Source organism: Wolbachia endosymbiont (group B) of Xylocampa areola (assembly GCF_964028205.1).
In the GTDB taxonomy this organism is placed as follows: domain Bacteria; phylum Pseudomonadota; class Alphaproteobacteria; order Rickettsiales; family Anaplasmataceae; genus Wolbachia.
The window spans coordinates 282,576-296,692 of sequence record NZ_OZ034771.1 but is presented as its reverse complement, the minus strand read 5'-3'; the positions used below and the strand labels follow the sequence as shown (position 1 = coordinate 296,692).

Annotated in this window: 13 protein-coding genes and 1 other RNA gene; 7 read left to right on the top strand and 7 right to left on the bottom strand. The window is 34.1% G+C overall.

Annotated elements, in window-relative coordinates; genetic code table 11:
* Positions 1 to 10: 10 nt before the first annotated feature.
* Positions 11 to 781 carry a polysaccharide deacetylase family protein gene (locus ABWU35_RS01370; RefSeq protein ID WP_007302003.1) on the bottom strand — a complete coding sequence of 257 codons (771 nt, stop codon included), beginning with the start codon at positions 779 to 781 and terminating at the stop codon, positions 11 to 13.
* A gap of 120 nt (positions 782 to 901) precedes the next feature.
* On the opposite strand from ABWU35_RS01370, the gene ABWU35_RS01365 reads away from it, so the two are divergent.
* The 6 genes from ABWU35_RS01365 (at position 902) to ABWU35_RS01340 (ending at position 6,471) form a co-directional block, all read left to right on the top strand.
* On the top strand, positions 902 to 2,413 hold the full coding sequence (locus tag ABWU35_RS01365) for a YifB family Mg chelatase-like AAA ATPase (protein ID WP_265023798.1): 1,512 nt from the start codon (positions 902 to 904) through the stop codon (positions 2,411 to 2,413).
* Positions 2,414 to 2,490: 77 nt separating this feature from the next.
* Positions 2,491 to 3,012, top strand: coding sequence for a hypothetical protein (locus ABWU35_RS01360; protein ID WP_264685574.1), 522 nt, complete (start codon positions 2,491 to 2,493; stop codon positions 3,010 to 3,012).
* Positions 3,013 to 3,256: 244 nt separating this feature from the next.
* Positions 3,257 to 4,441, top strand: a complete 1,185-nt coding sequence (gene ftsZ / locus ABWU35_RS01355; protein ID WP_012481860.1) for a cell division protein FtsZ — start codon at positions 3,257 to 3,259, stop codon at positions 4,439 to 4,441.
* Entirely contained in the window at positions 4,441 to 4,839 is a 399-nt protein-coding gene (locus tag ABWU35_RS01350) for an EVE domain-containing protein (protein WP_252153914.1), read from the top strand. The genes ftsZ and ABWU35_RS01350 overlap by 1 nt, the downstream gene beginning before the upstream one ends.
* Before the next feature lie 330 nt (positions 4,840 to 5,169).
* Positions 5,170 to 5,628 (top strand): rRNA maturation RNase YbeY, encoded by a 459-nt coding sequence (gene ybeY, locus ABWU35_RS01345; RefSeq protein ID WP_015587883.1) that lies wholly within the window; start codon positions 5,170 to 5,172, stop codon positions 5,626 to 5,628.
* A 54-nt stretch (positions 5,629 to 5,682) separates the two neighbouring features.
* The gene (locus ABWU35_RS01340) at positions 5,683 to 6,471 is read left to right on the top strand and encodes a succinate dehydrogenase iron-sulfur subunit (RefSeq protein WP_019236657.1); all 789 of its coding nucleotides are present in this window, start codon (positions 5,683 to 5,685) and stop codon (positions 6,469 to 6,471) included.
* A gap of 3 nt (positions 6,472 to 6,474) precedes the next feature.
* Here ABWU35_RS01340 and ABWU35_RS01335 read toward each other — a convergent pair whose 3' ends face one another.
* The 4 genes from ABWU35_RS01335 to ABWU35_RS01320 all read right to left on the bottom strand — a co-directional run bounded on the left by ABWU35_RS01335 (position 6,475) and on the right by ABWU35_RS01320 (position 9,907).
* A complete protein-coding gene (locus ABWU35_RS01335) occupies positions 6,475 to 7,611 on the bottom strand; it encodes a hypothetical protein (protein ID WP_052264787.1) in 1,137 nt (378 codons plus the stop codon).
* 35 nt (positions 7,612 to 7,646) lie between these two features.
* The gene (locus ABWU35_RS01330) at positions 7,647 to 8,438 is read right to left on the bottom strand and encodes a GNAT family N-acetyltransferase (RefSeq protein WP_007302011.1); all 792 of its coding nucleotides are present in this window, start codon (positions 8,436 to 8,438) and stop codon (positions 7,647 to 7,649) included.
* The gene (locus ABWU35_RS01325; RefSeq protein ID WP_007302012.1) at positions 8,428 to 8,853 is read right to left on the bottom strand and encodes a phosphatidylglycerophosphatase A; all 426 of its coding nucleotides are present in this window, start codon (positions 8,851 to 8,853) and stop codon (positions 8,428 to 8,430) included. Before ABWU35_RS01325 ends, ABWU35_RS01330 begins: the two co-directional genes overlap by 11 nt.
* Before the next feature lie 76 nt (positions 8,854 to 8,929).
* The gene (locus tag ABWU35_RS01320; RefSeq protein ID WP_007302013.1) at positions 8,930 to 9,907 is read right to left on the bottom strand and encodes an NAD(P)H-dependent glycerol-3-phosphate dehydrogenase; all 978 of its coding nucleotides are present in this window, start codon (positions 9,905 to 9,907) and stop codon (positions 8,930 to 8,932) included.
* Positions 9,908 to 10,230: 323 nt separating this feature from the next.
* On the opposite strand from ABWU35_RS01320, the gene ABWU35_RS01315 reads away from it, so the two are divergent.
* Complete coding sequence (locus tag ABWU35_RS01315; protein ID WP_007302014.1) at positions 10,231 to 11,001, top strand: response regulator transcription factor; 771 nt, start codon at positions 10,231 to 10,233, stop codon at positions 10,999 to 11,001.
* A 355-nt stretch (positions 11,002 to 11,356) separates the two neighbouring features.
* Here the strand turns inward: ABWU35_RS01315 and rnpB are convergent.
* Both rnpB and ABWU35_RS01305 read right to left on the bottom strand, forming a co-directional pair.
* Positions 11,357 to 11,705: RNase P RNA component class A (rnpB, locus tag ABWU35_RS01310), an RNA gene on the bottom strand.
* Positions 11,706 to 11,862: 157 nt separating this feature from the next.
* A complete protein-coding gene (locus ABWU35_RS01305) occupies positions 11,863 to 14,094 on the bottom strand; it encodes a hypothetical protein (protein WP_149168637.1) in 2,232 nt (743 codons plus the stop codon).
* Positions 14,095 to 14,117: the final 23 nt, after the last annotated feature.

Below are 14,117 nucleotides of genomic sequence, written 5' to 3'. Positions count from 1 at the left end.
TAGAACGCACTCATCCTCCTTTTATTGGCACATTTCTAGCTTTCACTACATCACAAACCCTTTCTTCCCACTCACTTAAGGTAACAAGTTTGTAACCCGATTTTTTTAGTATTTCAATAATCTGAGGTAAAGCTTCAACTGTATTTGATTTGTTATCGTGATCATGGAACAATATAATCGCTCCATTATGTACATTGCTTAAAACTCTTTCAACCAAAATCTCTGATTTATCACCTTGCCAATCCAGAGAATCGACTGTCCATAATATGGAATACATATTTAATCGATTAGTATTTTCGATCAAATTATCGTTATGACATCCATATGGTGGGCGAAACCATTTTACATTCTGTTCTGTTGCATTTTTAATTGCCACATTTGTCTTTTCCAGTTCTTGCAATTGCTCCTCACTTGAAAGTGATGTCAACTTCCTATGCGACCAAGAATGATTACCTAATTCATGACCTGCTTTATGGATTTTGTTTACTATTTCAGATGTTTTTTTATTTATACGCTCACCAAGCACAAAAAATGTCGCTTTTGTTTTATTGCTCTCCAGGATATTAATAATATCTCCTGATCTATTATAAGATGGACCATCATCAAACGTAAGTGCAACAAACTTATCTTTGTTATTCAATAATTTCTTTATATTACTTAAATTTCTATATGATAGATCCAAATCACAACTGAGCCCACGATACGGTAAGTTAAAGTTACAATCACTACAGAAAACTGCGCTTGAATATAGCAAAAGAAAAGCGATTATTCTTATAAACATATATAATCAGCAAAGTGATAGAGTACTACACTTTTTTGCTAAATTAAACCACTTTTAACAGCTACTGTTTACTTCGTTACTTTGTCAATATATTATATTAATAACTTTATATAATATAGTATGATTGCAAATATAAATACCGTTGCTCTTCAGGGAACCAGCACAGTAAATGTTAATGCACAAATTCACATGGCAAATGGTATTCCAGCTTTTAATATTGTTGGACTGCCGGATAAAACTGTTGCAGAATCCAGAGAGCGTATCAGAGCAGCGTTAAATTCAATCAATCTTCTGTTACCTACAAAAAGGATTACGGTTAATCTTTCCCCTGCGGATTTGCTTAAAGAAGGTAGTCATTATGACTTAGCTATTGCTGTTGGATTACTTGTTGTAATGAGTGTGATACCAGTTGAAAAAGTTCAGTCTTATATAATTATGGGCGAGCTTGCACTAGACAGCAGAGTCATACCAATCTCAGGAGTACTTCCAACAGCAATCAATGCAAAACAGTCAAATAAAGGAGTAATTTGCCCAAGGGGAAATGGAATAGAAGCTTCATGGGTAAAGAATGTTTCTATTCTAGCTATAGAGAAATTAACCGATATTATCAGACATTTTAAGGGTGAGCAGTTAATTCAGCCGGTAACTTTTAACTATAGCGCTGCACCCAAAGAAAAAAATTCAGTTCCAGATATAAAGGATATTAAAGGTCAAGTTGTTGCAAAAAGAGCAGCTGAAATTGCAGCAGCAGGTGGACACAATATGCTTCTTGTTGGACCTCCTGGTACTGGAAAATCAATGCTTGCTAAGCGATTTATAGGGCTATTACCTGATTTGACTGAGCAGGAGATGATTGATGTTAATATTATCTCTAGCATAACAAAAGCCGGTAACGAAACATTTAAAGTAACTCGTCCCTTTCGTGAACCTCATCATTCATGCTCCATGCCAGCGATGATAGGAGGAGGAAAAAATGCAAAGCCTGGGGAAATCACCATGGCTCACAATGGTGTGTTATTTCTTGATGAGCTACCTGAATTTCCAAGGCTTGTACTTGATTCTCTACGTCAACCACTTGAAGATAGAAAAGTAACTATCGCAAGGGCAAATGCTCACATTACTTATCCAGCTAATTTTCAACTTATAGCTGCAATGAATCCCTGCAGGTGCGGTTATTTAGGTGATGTAAGCAGATCGTGCAATAAAGCTCCAAAATGCGGCACAGATTATAGAAATAAAATATCAGGACCTTTGCTTGATAGAATAGACATATGCATTGAAATGCCAAATGTTAGCATACTTTCTCCTGAAATCTCTGTGGAGGGAGAAAGTACCGAGGCTATAAGAGGAAGGGTGATAGCAGCGAGGAAAATTCAAACTGAGCGTTATAGTAAATTTAATATTCGTTGCAATGCAGAAGTCAGTGGTGAAGCATTAAATAAATTCACTGAACCAGATCAGGAAGGGTTAGAATTGCTAAAATACGTACTGAAAGAAAATTACATTTCCAATCGAGGCTATACACGTGTATTAAGAGTCGCAAGAACCATTGCAGATCTTGCGAAAAGTGAGGAAATAAAAAGAGCACACATCTCAGAAGCGCTGAATTACAGAATAAGAATGTATAAATAAATTAATTTACTTGACGGGCAGCTTTTTTTTGCCATATACTACCATTAGTGAAATTTTAATATTTTAGGAGTAGAGTTATGAAATGGACAAAATATAAATATCAGAGTGGGAATAGCTTTCCTTATGCTATTGCACAAGGATACGAAAGAGCTGAAAAATACTGGGGAATTCCAGGTGCTGCTAATGGAGCTGGTCAGTACGCTATGCATAATAAAGGGAGAACAGGTGCAATTGCTCTTGTTACACTTTCAGTGGTGGCGCTTACGGCTGCTTATCTCTTAAGTCCAGCTTATGCAACCTTTGTTGGTACAGTTGGAACAAAAGCTGCAACACTTGTTAGTCCTGCTATTACTGCAATGTCTGCATTTGCAGTTGCTCATCCGCTCATTGCTAGTTTGGTAATTGTTGCTGCAGTAGCAGCTTTAATAACTGCACCTGTGCTTGCATATAAAAACAGTGGTAAATCAGAGAAAATTAAAGCCCTCAATGGCGACATCGACAAAATAGCAGCAAAAGTAAACGAAGAGAATAAAGAACCAGGTACTAAGATTAATGAACTTAAAGAAATGCTTTGCTTGGGGAAGGGCCTCTCTGTATAAATTATGCTTTCAACAAAAAGGACAGGCTTCTGTCCTTTTTTACTTACAAGTACTTTCTGTTTTTTTGCATCTTAAATAGTGTTGTTTGAAGGTCTGCAATTATTATACCTACTGATTAACAATGTTAAGAATAAGTAAATCTTGTTTACTGTTTGCGTATGTCAAAATGAAAAATGTTTGCATATTGTTAAAAAAGCAGTAACTTGTTATCAAGTGAATTCACTAATATTTGAGTAAAATTTAAATGTCAATCGACCTTAGTTTACCAGAGCTACCTGTATTACACCCAAGGATTACCGTTGTGGGAGTGGGTGGTGCTGGCGGAAATGCTGTAAACAACATGATCCAATCCAATTTACAAGGGGTAAATTTTGTCGTAGCAAATACCGATGCTCAAGCGTTAGAGAAGTCATTATGTGATAAAAAAATTCAGCTTGGTATTAACTTAACTAAGGGCCTTGGTGCTGGTGCTTTGCCTGATGTTGGTAAAGGTGCAGCAGAAGAATCAATTGATGAAATTATGGAGCATATAAAAGATAGTCATATGCTCTTTATCACAGCAGGGATGGGTGGTGGTACTGGAACAGGTGCTGCACCGGTAATTGCAAAGGCAGCCAGAGAAGCAAGAGCGGTAGTTAAAGATAAGGGAGCAAAAGAAAAAAAGATACTGACTGTTGGAGTTGTAACTAAGCCGTTCGGTTTTGAAGGTGTGCGACGTATGCGCATTGCAGAGCTTGGACTTGAAGAGTTGCAAAAATACGTAGATACACTTATTGTCATTCCCAATCAAAATTTATTTAGAATTGCTAACGAGAAAACTACATTTGCTGACGCATTTCAACTCGCCGATAATGTTCTGCATATTGGCATAAGAGGAGTAACTGATTTGATGATCATGCCAGGACTGATTAATCTTGATTTTGCTGATATAGAAACAGTAATGAGTGAGATGGGTAAAGCAATGATTGGTACTGGAGAGGCAGAAGGAGAAGATAGGGCAATTAGTGCTGCAGAGGCTGCGATATCTAATCCATTGCTTGACAATGTATCAATGAAAGGTGCGCAAGGAATATTGATTAATATTACTGGTGGTGGAGACATGACTCTATTTGAAGTTGATTCTGCAGCCAATAGAGTGCGTGAAGAAGTGGATGAAAATGCAAATATAATATTTGGTGCCACTTTTGATCAGGCGATGGAGGGAAGAGTTAGAGTTTCTGTTCTTGCAACTGGCATTGATAGCTGTAACGACAATTCATCTGTTAATCAAAACAAGATCCCAGCAGAGGAAAAAAATTTTAAATGGCCTTATAATCAAATTCCAATATTAGAAACAAAAGAATATGCTTCAACTGAGCAAACAAATGAAAGAGTTAAGTGGGGCAGCAATGTTTATGATATACCAGCTTATTTAAGAAGAAAAAAATAATGCAATTTTGGCTACTAAAGTCAGAACCAAGCGAATACTCCTGGCAAAAAATGGAAAAGGAGCAGGTGACGCAGTGGAATGGTGTATGCAATTATCAAGCTCAAAATTACATGAGAGCTATGAAATTAGGCGATCTTGCATTTTTTTATCATACAGGTAAAGAGAGAGTTATACTTGGAATAGTTGAAGTATTAAAGGAGTATTATCATGTTTATAATTCCAAATTTGGACTAGTGAATGTAAAATTTTTGAAACCTTTAAGTAACCAAGTGACGTTAAACAGTATAAAACAAAACCCACTTTTGAAAAATATGGTTATATTAAAACAATCACGTTTATCAGTTTCTCCAGTTTTAGAGACTGAGTGGAATGAAATAATAAGGATGAGTGATGTGTAATACCTGTTGCCAAACAATATTACCTCAGCACACAACATACAGCTGTATGAGTGTTTGTTTCGAAGTAGCCGATTTTTCATCAAACACAAAGCAGTGCTTGACACTGGAATCCAGCTGTAATGCAACCACATTAAAAATGTTGTGTTTTAATATAGCTTTTATATTCACTCACCTAATGTCTAATCAGAATTCCTGGATCCCAGACTGGGATGACATACTTCTAGTGTACAATATTCGTATAGTTGTGTGTATGATACGATGGTCTATAATTCTTCTTTTTTTGGTTCCAATGTCAAGTGATGGGATAATGTCCTTTCTGGTGCTTTATTCATGTTAGAAGTAAATATTCTTGATAAGAGGTGGCATAGTATTACGAAGGACCCACAGAGTTTTGTATTAAATATTATTAATGCTTCTCTAAAAGAATTAAAAATAGATCATTATAAACCAAATATATCAATAGCTCTCGCTGATGATAACTTGCTACATCAACTTAATCTTAAGTTTAGAGAAATAGATAAGCCAACTAATGTACTATCATTTCCATGCGAACAGTTATCTAGTGAATGTGATCTAGGAGACATAGCAATTGCAGTAGATACAATAGAAAGAGAGTCTCATGAGTACTGTATATCTATCCTCACTCACACTGCACACATGTTAGTTCATGGATTGCTGCATTTACTTGGCTATGATCATCAAAAAGAAGATGAAGAAATTATAATGAAAAGTTTAGAGAGCAAGATTTTAGCTTTGCTTGAATTTGAAAAGGAAAAGTATGGTAGATAATACCAAAATATGTTATTTACAAAAAAGGGGTTTTAGCTGTAAAAGGTAAGCAATATGGTTCAGTTTTCTTTACCAAAAAATTCTAAAGTTAATAAAAAGGGCAAGGTTTATCCTACTCCTACTGGAGCAAAAAATATTAGAAGATTTCAAATTTATCGTTGGTCTGCTGATGATGATAAAAATCCAAGAATAGACACATTTTTTATCGATATGGATAATTGTGGCCCTATGGTACTTGATGCATTAATAAAAATAAAGGATGAAATAGATTCAACCTTAACTTTTAGACGCTCTTGCAGAGAAGGAATATGCGGATCTTGTGCAATGAATATTGATGGTACCAACACTCTTGCATGCACTAAATCTATACATGATATAAAAGGTGAAGTAAAAATATATCCACTACCTCATATGTATATAGTAAAGGATCTAGTTCCAGATCTAAGCCAATTTTATGAGCAATACAAATCGATTAAACCTTGGTTACAAACAGATAAATCTGCCTTACAAAATAAAGAATACTTTCAATCTCCTGAAGATAGAAAAAAATTGGATGGTCTGTCTGATTGTATACTATGTGCTTGCTGTTCGACTGGTTGCCCAAGCTATTGGTGGAATGGTGATAAATTTTTAGGGCCAGCGGTATTACTGCAAGCTTATAGATGGATTGCTGACAGTCGTGATAATAAGAAAGAAGAAAGACTTGCTTCTTTAAACGACCCATTTAAGTTGTATCGTTGTCATACAATAATGAATTGTACAAAAACCTGCCCGAAAGGGCTTAACCCAGCAAAAGCGATAGCGAAAGTAAAACAGCTTATGGTAGAGAGAGAAGGAATTTGAGTGTTATTTCTGGCACTCTTCGTAAGAAAATAGTAGACCCTCTGAAGCATAGGGTATTGTTAATACTCTAAACGTTCTTCCATTCATGAAATGTATTGTTTCACCATATGATTCCAGTAATCTTTTAAACAACTCATGTCTTTGATTATTAATAGTTTGAAAATCCTTTTTTCCTAAAAGCTTTTTAGATTCAAATAGGTGAAGCATAATCTCGTGATAAGTTGGATAAGACTCCAAAAATTTTGGATCAAACTGAAAAGTTTTTATAAAAGCATTATTATAAAATTTTAGCTTTTGATTCTTACTATATATCGCTACAGCAATCGATAGCTTCTCAAGCAAACTTTCTTGTGCAGCTAAACAATTGCTTAGCTCAGTATGTAATTTTTTTTCATCACTAATATCTTTTCCATACATTACTATGCTATTAGAATTTTGCATTGGAACTTCAACAAAATTAAAAACCTTAGGTTCGTTCTTGTAAGTTATTACACACTCTCCTGGTTTTACGTTATAGGAGCCACTTGCAACAGTAAATTTTTTAGAGCTGCCTATATATTTATCATAAAATAAGTTATAAAACCTTACTTTTTTATTCTTATTGTACTTCAGTATTGGAAATGGTAAAGAGTCAAAAATTTTTTTATAGTTCTCCAATTCTCGCATAAGCTTACTATTTTCTAACTCAAGTTCATTAGCTTTTATCTTATAATCGGAGATATTCCTTATCCATAACAACACACCAATCACATTATTAGAATAATCTATTATGCTTTTACCATAACATGTGCAATAAACCTCACTGTCTTTTGACTTTAAATCTAGAGTAAAAGATTTATTTATTTCCTTTGCCTCAGCAAAACTTTTAATTAAGCTTTCTGATTGCTCAAAAAAATTTACAAACTCATTAAATGAATAAAAAACAGTATTAAGCAAAATTAGTAAATTGGGAGAAAATTTTTCTATACGTTTTTTTGCGTCCCAAATATAAAATCCATCATTCACAGTATCTATTAAATTATTTATGATAACATTTTGATGTTGTAAGTCCTTAATTTTATTACTAATTTTTAATTTAGAATATGAGAAAAAGAAGAATACTAGAATTAGTAGTAAAACTATTTCATACAAAAAAAACATAGTATTCTAAAACAAATATAAAAATTTGTAACCTCTCAGCAAAGAGATTGTACTGAAGAGGTATATAAGTGAAGATTGCCCAATACCCTAAAGCCTAATCTCTTATAAAGGTTTACAGAAGGTTTCATGCAATGTGCTACTATGTATTTGCACTCAAATTGCCTAGCTATCTTTATTCTTTCTAGAACCATTTGAGTTCCTATTCCACGACCCCTGTAAATTGGTAAAACTCCATCGCTATAAAAACCAGCTATGCTGTCTTGAATATAAAGACCGCATGTTCCAACAATTTCGTTATTTAGCATTACAAGAAAAAATCTTAACCTTGAGCTCTTATCATCATAATTCGATAATTGGCGAAAAAATGTGCTAACAATACTAATTCTATGATAAAAAATTTTAGAAGTGTGTAAATCTAATTGCTCTAAGAGCTCACTACTATTTACAACATTGAACTTCAAATTTGGAACAGCATCATCAGGCAAAAAATAATCTTTTATATTGAGTAAAACTTTTTTTGGTGCGTTAACGTGTTTTATTTCGCATTTTTCTAAAATACCCCCTATTTTTATACGTGGACTTATTATCCATGTTGCTTCTATATTTCGTGCTTTGAGATAATCTAGAGTTCTGCATATGGAAAGCTCAGTACATTGATCTTCACAAAACACAAAATTAAATAACGATTCTCTGGTACCATTTACTGTAAATATAACATTATCAAATTCGTCATGTATTTCCCACTTGGACAAATTCGTTGCATAAAGTATATAATCCTTTAGGTTCTGAATAATTAAGCTTGAATAACAAATTTTTTTATTCTGCATAAATCAACAATAAACAATAAAAGGCTCCTATAAAAACAAAGGCTAAAATTGCAGCTACAACATCATCTAGCATAATACCTAAAGGACCTTTTGTATTTTTATCAATCAAATTTATAGGCCACACTTTTATTATATCAAAAAACCTAAAGGAGAAAAAGCACACCAACAATACAGAGCTATTCATTTCTTGTTCTAATAATATTGAAACTAGAAGTACTGTCAGCAATTGACCAACTACTTCATCAATTACTACCTCTTTTGGATCATGCGGAGCTTTGTAATGTTGTATATAATTGCCTGTAGACCATAATCCAACTAAGAATAAAAAAAAAATAATTGCTGTACCTAAAATTCTGTCATTGAGTAATATAGGAACAATTGGGTAAGCAGCCAAGCTGCCTATAGTACCTGGCATGTGTTTTACCGTGCCAGATAGCCACCATGTTGATATTAATTTATATAAAAATTTCACAATATACCGAAATATAAAACTAATTTACAAGAACAGAAATAGTATCTTCTATAGAAGTATTTTCATATAGCAATCTATAGATCGCTTCACATATGGGCATTTTTATCTTTAGCTTTTCTGCTAAATCAAATGCAGACTTAGCAGTGTTAAAACCTTCAATTACCGACTTACCTTCTGATAAAATCTGCTGAGCACTAGAACCATTACTATTAGCTACTTTAGATCCAAAAGATAGATTTCTTGAATTTAATGATGTGCATGTCACAACCAAATCGCCTAAGCATGCTGGTCCAAGTAGTGTATTTATATCTACATTGCCGTCACCAACTTTTGCTGAGTATAAAGCCTTAATTTCACTCATACTTTTCGTAATTAATGCTGCATGAGCATTAAACCCAAACCTACCTAGAACAACCCCACATGCTATAGCAAAAACATTCTTTAACGCTGCACAAACCTGTATTCCTATAACATCGCTACTAAGGTACAATTTAATATTTTCTTGCTGTAGCTCTGATACTAATTTTAAACCTAATACTTCATTTTGACATGCAAGAACCATCGAATATGGTAATTTTCTTGCAACTTCTATAGCAAAGCTAGGACCAGAAAAAACAGCAAGAGGATTATTAGGTAAAACTTCATTGACTACTTCACTAGGTAATTTTAATGTAGATTTTTCTATTCCCTTACAAGCCAAAATTATTGCTACATTTTTTTTTAGGTTACAATCATTCAATTGATGACATATCTCCCTTAGAGACTGAGTGGGAACAGCTAGAATTATTACTGAAGCATTCACTGCATCTTCAATAGCTAATTTTACTGATACATTATCAGAAATTGGACAATCAGGTAGCTTGTCACTTTCTCTTTTCTCTTTAATTGATTCAAATATGGCCTTATTGCGAGTCCACAAAATTACATTTTTCTTACCACTTAATGAAATCGCAATTGCTGTACCCCATGCGCCAGCACCTAAAACTGATATTACCACTCAATATTCCCGAAAGTATTACTTATAATTTAAAACTGTAGAATAAGTAAATTAAAAATATAACATAAAAGTATAAAATAGTTTAAATATCTATTAACCTAAGTATTCTTTTAATAAAAATAGCTTCTATTCAATATTTACTAAAAATAGTATTATTATAGTATATCTATTGTATTTTAGATCTATTTGTATAATTTTGGAACGACACATTAACTATTAATTAATAAGTGTAATTTCTATTATTCATTAATAAAAATTTGATTTGTTACTTTCCTTGGTTATATATATTACTAAAATTATAAATTATTTATGGGGTGTAAAATATGCGTATATTATTAATTGAAGATGATCAAGTAAGTGCAAGGACTGTAGTTAATGCCTTAACTTCTGATGGACATTTTTGCGACGTTGTTACTTCTGCACAAGATTATAACAATAATATGGTTTCCTCGGGTGGAGACTGTTACGATCTAGTTATTCTAGATATACACCTGCCTGGTGATATTGATGGATATGATATACTGTTAAGATTAAGAAGTGCAAAAATCAAAGTTCCTGTTTTAATACTTTCGTGTATCTCCGCTGCCAACCATAAAGCTAAAGGACTTGGGTATGGTGCCGACGATTACTTAACCAAGCCATTTCACAAGAGCGAATTATTAGCTCGAATTAAGGCCATAGTCCGACGTACTAAAGGCCATCCCGAATCAGTGATAAAGATTGGTAATATGAATATCAATTTTGATCACAGGATTGTTGAGGTAAAAGGCAAAACAGTTCACCTTACTAACAAAGAGTATTCCATGATAGAATTGCTGGCATTGCGTAAAGGAGCAGTGTTGACAAAAGAAATGTTTTTAAACCATCTTTACAATGGCTTGGACGAACCTTCAGACAACAAAATAGTTGATGTTTTTATGTGTAAATTACGTAAAAAACTTGAAAGTGCAAATGACGGAATAAGCCACATAGAAACCGTTTGGGGTAGAGGATATGTTCTAAAAGAGTATGTTGACGATGAAGAATACTCTAGTGTTAATATAAGCGAAAGCAGTAGTGACTATCAAGCAGAACAAGTCAAGGACAGCGCATGAAATGCTTTATTTACTTGTTGATTGAAGAAGCGAAAAGGTAGATTTAGTAAGATAAAAACTAATCCTAAAAGTGAGGTAACGTGGTCAGTCTTTTAGAACTTTACAAAGATTTGCAACAAAAGATAGAAAAGTTGGAAGCGGAGCTAAAAAGTTATAGGTAAGAAAGTAAGGCTTTAGAGATAGAGAATGACTAGTTAAAGGAAAAGCTCGGTTAAAATTCAAGCTTTGTTAAGTTCAAAAGGAAATAAAATAAAGAGATAAGCCAAGAAGTAAAAGGAATATAGGTGGTCAAATTGAGCGTACAGGGTATGTGAAATGTTTGATACATTTACATAGTATGGCTGACATTCATGCATTGCCTAGGTGAAATATAAGCCGAGTTCTGTTTATGTAGCTATTTATCTGGAGTAAATGTTACCATTTACTTCGTGCGATTTACCCGAGTAGATATGAGAAAAACATAAAATCTACTTCTATTTAATCTTGCTCCTAGTGTTGGTTACTTGACTACCAATGTTGCCATTGTTATGGTGTGCTCTTACCACACCTTTTCACCCTTACCTAATAATATTTAGGCGGTAATTTTCTGTAGCCCTATAACTGGAGTTACCTCCGGCGGGCGTTACCCGTCACTACCTTTTCTTGGAGCTCGGACTTTCCTCTGCTGTGTTTATCACACAACAGCAGCTACTTATTGCACCTAGGAATTATACTTTAACATTAAAATCATAAAAGCAAAAGAAAATTTCCTAACAGTCTACATACTAAAAACATTCAGACAAATAGCTAAAGGTGATATTCCGGTACATCATCGCTATCCCAAGATAAGCTTTTTTCACTTTTAGACTCTAGCTCAGTCAGTCAAGATCCTGGTCCACCGCTTGAAGACGATGAGCTACTTCTTGACCGACTACTACTCTCCACCGATATACTGTTTAGCACTGTTTCAGATTGATCCATAGTTCGCATAGATATATGTCTCATTCTGTTATTAGCGATAAAAATTTCTTCATCGCTATTGCCACTTGAAGATGATCGCCTTCTATCATTGAAATTAGTTAGTTCTAACACAGGGGCAGAATTACGACCCTTAACATATTTGTATGTTATGAATCCTATAATTCCAGCAATACTTATTATCGCTCCAACCAAAGACCCACCTATCATTCCTGCCCTATTAGACTCTATAGCAAGCTGAGCGGGCTGTGGTGAAGGAGTAGTTTGAGGAAGTAAAGTTGTAGTGAACAAAGGAGTTGTTACCTTTGTTCCAGTATTTGATATAGTGGACACTGTTTGTATAGTTGCCTCTGAGTTTGTTGTTGTCACATTAGTTGGCATTGTAGTAATCATAGTCGCTTGTGAGGTCGCAATAGTTTCAGCTACTGTTGTTGGTTCTGATGACGTACTCATCTTAGTTGTTAATTCTGTTAAAGGCTTACTCATCGTAGTACTGCTTGCTGTAAAAGTTGACTCAACAGTCGCTGCTGTAGATTTTACAGTACTTGTCTCAGTTTCCGAAGGCACACTAGTTGACGTTGTAGCAACTGTGGTCGCTTGTGGAGTAGTAGTTGTTTTTGCTACTGTTGTTGGCCCCACTGTTACTGTACTTGTTTGAATTGTTGACTCTGTTGAAGGCCTACTCGTTGTAGAAGTAGGTGCAGTGGTAGTTGATGCTACTGTTGTTGACTCCACTGTTACTGTACTTGCCTGAGTTGTTGACTCTGTTGAAGATTTACTCATTGTGGAAGTTGGTACAATGATAGTTGATGCTTCTGTTGTTAATTTGGTAGTCTTTACAGTGTCGGTTTCTGTTGTGCTAGTAATTGCAGCAGTCGTCGTTTTCTTAGAAGTCACAACCGTCTCTGTAACAGTTATAGGAGCCACAGTACTGCTGGAAATAATACTAGGCATCAATTGGCCGTTAATGATATTAACAAAATCACTGAGAGCTTTGATACTGCTTGTCGGTATTATCGTTGCTTCAGAAGATTTTCCAGAGCTCTCTCTATTAAAAGTTATAATACTCTCTCCACTTACCGCAGTGACGATAAAACCTCCTTGACCATTGTCTTTAACATACAATTGTTCTATAGGATCTTCACATTCACAAACAGTAAAATTTGATTTTGGTCCTCTCTTAGCAAGCCTTGCTAAATGCAATTCTTGCGTATTAGAAGATTGTTTTTTCGCAAGAAAAGCAACTAAATCATCACCTTCAGTTCGTCTTACATACTGTAAAAAGTTTATTTTTCCTGGATTATAGATAGTAGATGGTGCTATATTTAATTGGCCGCTTTTATTACCAAGCAAAAAGTCATTAGCTCCCTTTCTATCTTTCAGATTCTGAACTACTTCAGCCACATCAAATTTAAAAATGTTTGTTCTTACTTCTTGATTTTTAGTAATCTTTCTCATCTGTGCATAAAGCATCGTATTTTCATCTAGTACTAATTGCCCTGGATTGTCAAATTTGAATAATTTTCTTTCTATAATACCTGCTTTTCCAGGTAAAGCTCTGAACTTTCCATCTACTTTTAATTCTAAGTACCAAGAAACTAAAATTTGATCCTTTAAGTTATGAGCAATTACAATGACATTACCATTACCAACTTTTACTGCTTTTGGTTGAAAGTAACTATTGTCTTCATTTGCAAGATTATTTATATCAATGTTCTTGTACAATTTTACTTTTCCTACGTATTCAACTAAGGGAACATTAGTTGAATGCTTGATTTCGTAAGTGTTGAATGTTAAGCCTTTGATGCACTTTCTTTCTTTGTTAGTTTCTTCTGTAGGAAAAATAACTCCAACTTTATCTACTTCAGCTGAATTTTCTATTAGTGTGGGAGATAATTGGCCCTTGAATTCATTTGCTACGTTGACACATGTATCACACTCGTATGTTTTCGATTGATATAATGGACTAATAAGTAACTTTACTCTACTGCTTCCATTGCCGTTATCTTGATAGCTGAGTCCATAAGTAACTCCATTTCCTTCAATCAACCCTACGTTTACTGGGTTAAAACCTATCGCTTCTTTAACTTTCAGTGTAGTTGTATTAACTCTAAATAATCTACTTAATATAGACATAATTATATTTAAAATTTTAATAA

Bases quoted from the DNA above. Each gene is read 5' to 3' on its own strand.
- ABWU35_RS01370 (WP_007302003.1), bottom strand. From the start codon at position 781: ATGTTTATAAGAATAATCGCTTTTCTTTTGCTATATTCAAGCGCAGTT.
- ABWU35_RS01360 (WP_264685574.1), top strand. From the start codon at position 2,491: ATGAAATGGACAAAATATAAATATCAGAGTGGGAATAGCTTTCCTTAT.
- ftsZ (WP_012481860.1), top strand. From the start codon at position 3,257: ATGTCAATCGACCTTAGTTTACCAGAGCTACCTGTATTACACCCAAGG.
- ABWU35_RS01335 (WP_052264787.1), bottom strand. From the start codon at position 7,611: ATGTTTTTTTTGTATGAAATAGTTTTACTACTAATTCTAGTATTCTTC.
- ABWU35_RS01315 (WP_007302014.1), top strand. From the start codon at position 10,231: ATGCGTATATTATTAATTGAAGATGATCAAGTAAGTGCAAGGACTGTA.
- ABWU35_RS01350 (WP_252153914.1), top strand. From the start codon at position 4,441: ATGCAATTTTGGCTACTAAAGTCAGAACCAAGCGAATACTCCTGGCAA.
- ABWU35_RS01330 (WP_007302011.1), bottom strand. From the start codon at position 8,438: ATGCAGAATAAAAAAATTTGTTATTCAAGCTTAATTATTCAGAACCTA.
- ABWU35_RS01340 (WP_019236657.1), top strand. From the start codon at position 5,683: ATGGTTCAGTTTTCTTTACCAAAAAATTCTAAAGTTAATAAAAAGGGC.
- ybeY (WP_015587883.1), top strand. From the start codon at position 5,170: ATGTTAGAAGTAAATATTCTTGATAAGAGGTGGCATAGTATTACGAAG.
- ABWU35_RS01325 (WP_007302012.1), bottom strand. From the start codon at position 8,853: ATGCCAGGTACTATAGGCAGCTTGGCTGCTTACCCAATTGTTCCTATA.
- ABWU35_RS01305 (WP_149168637.1), bottom strand. From the start codon at position 14,094: ATGTCTATATTAAGTAGATTATTTAGAGTTAATACAACTACACTGAAA.
- ABWU35_RS01365 (WP_265023798.1), top strand. From the start codon at position 902: ATGATTGCAAATATAAATACCGTTGCTCTTCAGGGAACCAGCACAGTA.